The organism is Curtobacterium sp. LFS079, assembly GCF_047977865.1.
Taxonomy (GTDB): domain Bacteria; phylum Actinomycetota; class Actinomycetes; order Actinomycetales; family Micrococcaceae; genus Arthrobacter.
The window spans coordinates 89,018-97,116 of the sequence record NZ_JBFPFO010000015.1 but is presented as its reverse complement, the minus strand read 5'-3'; the positions used below and the strand labels follow the sequence as shown (position 1 = coordinate 97,116).

At 65.6% G+C, this 8,099-nt stretch carries 6 protein-coding genes; 4 read left to right on the top strand and 2 right to left on the bottom strand.

Going from position 1 to position 8,099, the window contains the following annotated elements:
• Positions 1-346 precede the first annotated feature (346 nt).
• Positions 347-1,579 carry a L,D-transpeptidase gene (locus ACNQPB_RS18435; RefSeq protein ID WP_498753869.1) on the top strand — a complete coding sequence of 411 codons (1,233 nt, stop codon included), beginning with the start codon at positions 347-349 and terminating at the stop codon, positions 1,577-1,579.
• Between the two features lie 27 nt (positions 1,580-1,606).
• Here ACNQPB_RS18435 and ACNQPB_RS18430 read toward each other — a convergent pair whose 3' ends face one another.
• A complete protein-coding gene (locus ACNQPB_RS18430) occupies positions 1,607-2,404 on the bottom strand; it encodes an RDD family protein (protein WP_498753868.1) in 798 nt (265 codons plus the stop codon).
• A gap of 75 nt (positions 2,405-2,479) precedes the next feature.
• Here ACNQPB_RS18430 and ACNQPB_RS18425 point away from each other — a divergent pair, with 75 nt between their 5' ends.
• Together ACNQPB_RS18425 and ACNQPB_RS18420 are read left to right on the top strand one after the other, a co-directional pair.
• Entirely contained in the window at positions 2,480-3,472 is a 993-nt protein-coding gene (locus tag ACNQPB_RS18425; protein WP_498753867.1) for a stage II sporulation protein M, read from the top strand.
• Positions 3,473-3,606: 134 nt separating this feature from the next.
• Positions 3,607-4,740, top strand: coding sequence for a TIGR01906 family membrane protein (locus ACNQPB_RS18420; RefSeq protein WP_498753866.1), 1,134 nt, complete (start codon positions 3,607-3,609; stop codon positions 4,738-4,740).
• Between the two features lie 106 nt (positions 4,741-4,846).
• Here the strand turns inward: ACNQPB_RS18420 and ACNQPB_RS18415 are convergent, their stop codons facing one another.
• Positions 4,847-6,493 (bottom strand): dolichyl-phosphate-mannose--protein mannosyltransferase, encoded by a 1,647-nt coding sequence (locus tag ACNQPB_RS18415; protein WP_498753865.1) that lies wholly within the window; start codon positions 6,491-6,493, stop codon positions 4,847-4,849.
• Positions 6,494-6,582: 89 nt separating this feature from the next.
• Here ACNQPB_RS18415 and ACNQPB_RS18410 point away from each other — a divergent pair, with 89 nt between their 5' ends.
• Positions 6,583-8,040, top strand: a complete 1,458-nt coding sequence (locus ACNQPB_RS18410; protein WP_498753864.1) for a peptidase M16 family protein — start codon at positions 6,583-6,585, stop codon at positions 8,038-8,040.
• Positions 8,041-8,099: the final 59 nt, after the last annotated feature.

The window sequence follows — 8,099 nt, the reverse complement described above, 5'->3', positions numbered from 1 at the left end:
GTACAAGCCGGAGCACTACCGCTACTAATCCCCGCCACCTCCCTTGCTTCGCTGCGCTCACCAAGGGAACCCGGGCGGCGTGGGCCCAACCGCCACCTCCCTTGCTTCGCTTCGCTCACCAAGGGAACCCGGGCGGCGTGGGCCCAACCGCCACCTCCCTTGCTTCGCTTCGCTCACCAAGGGAACCCGGGCGGCGTGGTCCCGGCACGAATGGCCGGTCGCGGCGCGGGTCGTGTCATGCAACCCGCGCCTCGCTGTTTGCCGCCCCGGCGCGGCTAGAATTGACTGGTTACTTTGACAAGCCCGTTTCGATGCCGGGCAGCATTTGGGGATGTGGAGACGGAACATGGGAAACAGGGCAAAACGCCGCACCGGAAAGATCCTGGCCATTGCCGGAATCTGTGCCGTGGTCGCAGCCGGCGGAATCGGCGTCGCGACGGCGCCTTCGTGGCTGGACCATGCCCCGGAATCGGAGGCCGGCTCCCCGCAGGGCAGCGAGGTCGGGCTCGCCTCCGCCGTCGTCAAGGCCGTGGAACTGGGCATCACCCCGCTGGACGGCGCACGCGAAGTGAACCCCGCCGTCGGGCCGACCGTGAAGGCCGTCAACGGCACCGTCAAGGATGTTCTCCTGGCCCCGGCCGCCGGCGGCACGCCAGTGAAGGGCACTGTCAGCGCGGACGGCAGCACATGGAGCACCCTGGAGCCGCTGAAGTTCAACACGAAATACGGCTTCTCTTACACCGTTGTGGACGGCGCCGGCCGGGAAACCAAGAAAACCCAGAGCTTCACCACAGTCTCCACACCCAACGAAGCGGACGCCTCGGTGTACCCGCTCAACGGATCGGTCATGGGCTCCGGCCAGCCGATCGAGATCAACTTCAGCGAACCGGTCCTGAACAAGGCCGCGATGGAGAAGGCCGTGAAGGTGACGGTCTCGTCGAAGCAGAAGGTGGCCTGGCACTGGTACTCCGACCAGAAGGTCCGCATCCGCCCCGAGAAGTTCTGGGCCTCCGGCACAAAGGTAACGGTGGACCTGGCGCTGTTCGGCAAGGAGTTCGGCAACGGCATGATCGGCAACTCCAACGTCAAGGTCTCCTACACGACCGGGCCGCAGCGGATTGCCGTGGTCGACGACGTGACCAAGACCATGAGCGTGTACATCGACGGCAAACTTGCCCACACTGCACCGGTGACTCTCGGCGGTCCTGACTGGCTGTCTCCCACCGGCTACGCGGTGATCATGGAACAGCAGCGCTATTCGAAGTTCAACGCCGGCAGCATCGGCCTCAAGCCCGGAGACAAGGGCTACTACCCGCCGCTGACCGTGGAACGCGCCAACCGCCTGACCAACTCGGGTGTATACGTGCACCAGGCGCTGCCGTCTGCATATGCCTACGTGGGTTCGGTGAACGTGTCGCACGGCTGCGTGGGGCTGCTCCCCGCGGATGCCGCCTGGTTCTTCGACAACATGCGGACCGGCGACCTGGTCCAGGTGCTGAACACCGGGGCGCCCGCCGTGGAGCCGCTGGAAGGCTTCGGCGACTGGAACATTCCCTGGGCCACCTACGCCCACCGCTGAGCCGGCACTCCTGGCTGAACGGCACCCCTAGCTGAACGGCACCCGGCCGAGTCGCTCCCCGATGCGCCGGCTGCGTTCCTCGGCGCGCGTGAGCCTCTTCCATTCCCGGTTCCGGCGCTCGCCCAGCACCGCCCACAGGTAATCCTCCGGGAGCGTTCCCGGAGGCGGCGGGGGAGCCACGTGCGCGGACAGTTCCGACGCCAGGGATACCGCCATGCTGGTGCGCGACGCCGGAGCCATCCTCGGTGCCTGCTGCACGAACTGGTTGGCCCGCCGGGCAGCCGCGTCGGGGATCCGGCCGATGTCGGCGAGGGCCGCCCAGCCCTGCAGGTAGGGCGGTGCATACGGGAAGACCTTCACCTCCTGTTGCACGCGCTGGCGCACTGAATAGGTACCGGCCACGATGTCGCCGAGCCTCTTCGACTTGTCGTTGAACAAGGCGACCGCCACGGCCAGCCCGCCGAACGTCAGGAAGATTTCCAGGAAGCCGACGAGCCCCCGGATCACCGCATGGCGGAACCGGATGGAACCGCCGTCGTCGCGCACAATCCGCAGGCCGACGGCAAGCTTGCCCACGGAACGTCCGCGACTCAGAGTCTCGACGGCCACCGGGATAATCACCAGGCATAAAACCACGCCGGAGAGCATGACCGCCCTGCCGGCAGCATCATCGAGGTCCGGGAGCATGCCGCCGATGAGCAGACTCATGAACATCAGGAGCACGAAATACACCAGCAGGTCCAGCATCAGGCCGAGCGCGCGGGCGGCAAACGATGCCGGCCTGAGTTCAAGGACCACTGCTTCGCCGGTAATGATGGAACTCACGGATGCCCCCAACTGTGATTGCTTGTCTTCAGAGTTTAGGCCCCGCCAACAGGAGGCGGGGGTTAGGGTAGTGCCGTGGATATCGACGCCTTTTCCGCGGTGCACTCTGCCAAATGGGCGCGCCTGCATCATCTGGCGCACCAGAGGCGCCTCAGCGGCGAAGAGGCCGACGAACTCCTGAAGTTGTACCAGACTGCGTCGTCGCACCTGTCCCTGATCCGTTCCGTGGCGCCGGAGGGGGCATTGTCGGCGTCCTTGTCCGCGGCCCTGGCCCAGGCGCGGACGCGTTTCACGGGGGCCCGTTCGAACGCCATGGAAGACTTGGCCGGGTTCTTCTTTGTGTCCCTGCCGGCCGCGTTCTATCGGCTGCGGTGGATGACCTTGTGGTGCGGGGTCTTTTTCTGCGTCGTCGGGGCGGCGTATGCGTTCTGGATCGGAACGTCTCCCGAGGCCCTCCGCTCCCTGGGGAGCAACGCGCAAGTGAAGCAGTACGTGGACGAGAAGTTCGTCGACTACTACTCGGAAAACCCCGCAGCCTCGTTCGCCGGTGCGGTGTGGACCAACAACGCCTGGATCGGGGCCCAGGCCGTGGCCCTGGGAATCACGGGGTTCTGGGTGCCGATGATGCTGGTGGCCAACGCCCAGGGTGTCGGGATCGCCGCCGGGGTCTTCGCCGCCACGGGCAAGCTGGACGTGTTCTTCAGCTACATCCTTCCGCATGGGCTCATGGAGCTTACTGCGGTCTTCATTGCCTCCGCCGCGGGGTTGAAGATCTTCTGGGCGATGGTCTCACCAGGCCCGCGGCGGCGCATCCAGGCCGTGGCCGATGAAGGCCGTTCCCTGATCACCGTGGCCCTGGGGCTGGTTCTCGTGCTCCTCGTCTCGGGGCTGGTTGAAGCTTTCGTGACGCCCAGCCCCTTGCCGGTCTGGGCCAAACTGCTGGTCGGCGGGCTGGTCCTTGCCGCCTACTGGGTGTACACCTTGGTGCTGGGCGGTCGCGCCGCCCGCGCCGGAGCGACCGGTGACCTGGACAGCAGGGATGCCGGATACCGGGCGGCTGCTGCCTGACAGGGCACGGGATTCCGGTGCCCGCCGGGGTGGCTCGTCGCCCGGCCCAAGGGCTGACGGTAGGCTCGAACACAGAGAATATTGCCGGCGACCTGTTTTACGCCGGCATGCGAACCCGACGGAAGTGAAGCGACGTGAGTGACAAAACCCCGAACCCCAGCGAGCCGGACGTGGAAATGGACGACGACGGCGAGCCGGCTTTCGAGTGGATGAAACCGGCGGCCGCAAAGGCAGGAACCGGGAAAGCGCCCTCCGCTTCGCCCGCCGTTCCGGCTGAATCCGCCAAGCCAACAGACGCTCCCGCACCGGCTGGGCCCGGGACTGCCCAGGCGAAACAGCCCGAAAGCCGGGCCGACCGCAAGGCCGCTGAAGCTGCCGAGGCCACACCGGAAGCGTCCCTGTTCGCCGAGCCGCTTCCGACGTCGGCCCTTCAGGTCCGGCCACCGGAAGCGGAAGTGGAGCGCCGCAACGCCGAACGCGAGCACGCCGCCAACGCCAAGCCGCTGCCGCCGCGGATCTTCCAGGTGCTCCTCGCGGTGTTCTATCCGGTGGTGCTCCTGGTCCTGGCCATCAGGGCCGTCACCAGCCCGCTGTTCCTCTGGGTGGAGTACAACCGCCCCGGCTTCCCGGGCGACGGCTACGGCTTCAGCACCGATGACAGGATGACCTACGGTTCCTACGCCGTGGACTACCTCAGCAACTGGGCCGGGCCACGCTTCCTGGGCGACCTGGTCCACCAAGACGGCACGAAGCTGTTCAAGGACAGCGAAGTTGCCCATATGGCCGACGTGAAGTTCGTGATGCTTTCGGCGTTCGGGGCGGCTGCACTGATGGTTGTCATCGGCATTATCGGAATGCTGTACTTGCGCAAGCGCAGCACAGGCGGGATCCGCCGCGGGCTCTTCGCCGGGTCCATTGCCACGCTGGTGATCATCCTGGCTTTGGGAACCCTTGGTGTCCTGGGCTGGCAGCAGTTCTTCACCGAATTCCACAGGATCTTCTTCGCCAACGGTACGTGGACTTTCGCCTTGGATGACACTCTGATCCGTTTGTTCCCGGGGCAGTTCTGGATGGATGCGGGCATCGCCATTGCGGGGCTGGTCTTCCTGGCAGCCCTGCTCACACTCATCTTTACCTGGCCCACGCGCCGCCGCCGCGGCCTGCCGCCCCGGAAGGGAGCTGAAGGGGAACGAGGCACTGCCGTAGAGGACGCCGACGACGCCGGGACGCAGCAGAGCGGCACGGTCACCGGCGGGGGTAAATCCTAGCGGCACCGTCACGGGCACGCTGCCGGGCAGGCAGCAATGATCCTGCAGTTCAGGTGGCTTCAGACTTGCTGAAGCCACCTGAACTGCAGGATCAAAATGTTTAACGCTAGATCCAGGACGGCATCCACATCCGCATCCGCCATTCCTGGTAGCTGATGGTCTCGCCTGTCCAGACTGGGTAGAAATACGCCGATACCAGGAGGGCAAGGGCCACAAAAAGCGCCACGAGGCAGAGGCCGGCCAGCCGCCGCCACTGCGGGTCGCTCCGCCGGCCCAGGATCTTGCCGAGCCCGTAGCTCAGCGCAAGGATCAGGAAGGGCTCGAAGGACAGGGCGTAGAAGAAGAACATGGTCCGTTCGGGATACATGAACCACGGCAGGTAACCGGCGGCGACTCCGGCGAGGATGGCGCCTGCCCGCCAGTCGCGGCGCCCGGCCCACCAGAACAGCAACACCGCCAGGGCGACTGTGGCACCCCACCAGATCACCGGGTTGCCGACGGACAGGACCGCGGTGGTGCAGCTCGGGAGCTCGCAGCCGGCGGTACCCAGCTTGGGGGACTCGTAGAAGAACGATGTTGGCCGGCCCATCACCAGCCACGTCCACGGACTCGCTTCATAGGGATGGTCCGCACCAAGGCCCTGATGGAACTTGTACGCCTCCAGGTGGTAGTGCGCCAGGGAACGGAGCGGTGCGGGAATCCAGTCCCAGCCTGAAGCCGGCTGCGTCTCTGCCCACCCGCGGAAGTAGGCGTCCTTGGAGAGGAACCAACCTGTCCAGGTCGCAAGGTACACGGCGGCCGCCACCGGGATCATGGTGAAGAATGCCGGGATGCCGTCCTTGAGCACGGCGGCGCTGGCCCAGCTCCGGATTCCGGCGATCCGTCGGGCGCTCATGTCCCACAAGACGGTCAGCAGGCCGAAGCCTGCGGCGAAGGCCAGTGCCGACCATTTCACGCCCACGGCCAGGCCGAGGCACACCCCGGCCACGAGCCGCCACCACCGCATCCCAAGGAACGGTCCCGCCGCCAGGGCCAGCGCCTTCGGCGGACCGTCCCGGTAGGCTGCGGCGAGGCGTGCCGCCAAGCGGCGCCGGCCGTCGTCGCGGTCCAGCAGCAGGGCGCCGAAGGCGGCAAGGAGCCAGAACATCAGGAAGATGTCGAGGATGGCCGTACGGGACATGACCAGATGGTGGCCGTCGATGGCGAGCAGCAGCCCCGCCACCCCGCCCAGCACGTGGGAACGGAAAAGCTTCAGCGCGATGAGCGCCACCAGGAAGACGGAGAGGGTTCCCGTCAGGGCCGCGGCGAAGCGCCAGCCGAAGGGGTTGTCCGGGCCGAAAATACCCATGCCCCAGGCGATCATCCATTTGCCGACAGGGGGGTGCACCACGTACTCGGGGGTGTCCAGCGGCAGGACCGGGTGCCCTGCCTTGAAGGAATCGTTGGCCTTCTGGGGCCAGTTCCTTTCATAGCCGCTCAGCAGGTAGGAGTAGGCGTCCTTGACGTAGTAGGTTTCGTCGAACACCAGACTTTGCGGGTTGTCCAGCCGGACGAAGCGGAGGATTCCGGCAATCACCGCCGTGAGCGTGGGAATCAGCCAGAACCACAGACGCAACGACGGCGGATAGTCCCGCCAGCTCTGGATGTCGCCGATCAGCCTCCGCCGAAGCGCAGCGGCCGTGAAGGCTCCGGCGGGCCGCACCAGCCAGCTTGGGGAGGCAGGGCGCACGGAGGTCTCGGTCACCTGCCCCATGCTACCGCCGCCGGCTGTGGGCGAGGCCAGAGCGTTCCTTGCGCGGAAGCCCTGAGTTTTTTGGGAGACTTTCCGGCATTACACAGACGGTGCAGACAGGCCTCCATAACGGCATCGCCACGTATTCGCTCGATGGCGAGGGTCCGTGCAACGGCAAGCTGCACTTCGGCCTCGGCATGCGTGACGAGCCGGTGTTGTTGGCAGGAATCAACCACCTGATTGAGCATCTGCTGCTACGCTCCGTCTACCCGTCCACGGTGCTGCACGGCGCAACAACCGGCACGGATTCCGTTGAGTTCTGGGCAAGTGGCGAGCCGGACGACGTCGCGGAGTTCCTTAATGCCATCGCGGCTGCAGTTTCCTCCTTCCCGGAGATATCCGAAGAGGACATCGCCCTGGAGAAGACAGTCCTTGAGGCTGAAGATCCGCGGAAGTTCAGCCAGGTTTCGGCCGGCCTGCTGACCAACCGTTTTGGCGCAACGGACCTGGGCGTCGCCCACTTCGGTGCGCCGGCAACTCACAGCTTGACCAAGGCTGAGCTGCTTGCTTGGGCTGGAGCTTGGCTGGTCAAGGAAAATGCCGCGCTGACTTTCACCGGCCGTATCCCGGATTCCCTGGATGCCCGGCTGCCGTCAGGCCAGGTTCCGGAGAGGACTCCGGAACCCGTGCCGCTTGTCTCGAGTCCCACCTTGTTTGTCTCAAGGAAAGATGGTGTGGCGCTGTCTTTGCTGGTATCCGCCCCGGATGCTGGAATGCTCGCCGAAGCTCTGCGTTACGAACTCCACAGCCGGCTCCGGCATACCCGTGGATTGATCTATTCGATGACGGACATTCAAAGTCCGGTGGACAGCGACCTCGTCCAGCTTGACCTCGTCCTTGACCCGACGTCGTCGAACATCATCGCGTCCCTTGAATCCGGTGTCGCCGCCTTGCTGGATGTGGTCCGGGACGGGTTCGGAGCGGACGCGGTGGAATGCGCCCGGAAGGCCCGCACGATTGAGCTGGAGTACGGCCGCTCGATCCCGGACTGGTACCTGGACCAGCTGGCAGTCAATGGCCTGCGTGGCCGGAGCACGGCGAGCCTGACGGACGCGATGGAAAAGGTCCGCGCGCTTACGGCTGACCGGCTCACCTCGATCCTGGCCGGAAGCATTGAAAGCCTGATGGTCGCTGTCGCCGCTCATGCGAAACCCCGGAAAAGGCATGCCAAGTCCATCGGGCTGTCCTTTGACCGCTTCGGGATCTGGCAGCCCGCCCAGGCTGCCGGCCCGGATGAGCACCGGGTTTGGCGGAGCAAGTCATCGGACGCTGAACTGTGGCTCACTCCGGACCAGGTCATGAAGCGAAGCGGGGGCAGGCTGGAGGCGATCACACTGGCGGACATCGTGGTGGTGGGGGATCGCAGCTGCGGATGTGTGGCGCTCATGGACCGCCGCGGAAGGAGCGGGGAGTTCGATGTCACCGAATGGAAGAAGAACAAAGCGCTGCGGAGAATCCTGCTCGCATCGTTCCCGGCGGAATCGGTCCGGTCCTTTCCGGAGGACTAGCTGCTTCGGGTGCAAGTAGGCTTGATCAGGTGAGCGAACAAGCAGAGCCCCAGGCCGAC

What these genes read in the sequence shown, in the direction of transcription:
- ACNQPB_RS18435 (WP_498753869.1), top strand. Translation starts at nt 347, where the DNA reads ATGGGAAACAGGGCAAAACGCCGCACCGGAAAGATCCTGGCCATTGCC.
- ACNQPB_RS18415 (WP_498753865.1), bottom strand. Translation starts at nt 6,493, where the DNA reads ATGGGGCAGGTGACCGAGACCTCCGTGCGCCCTGCCTCCCCAAGCTGG.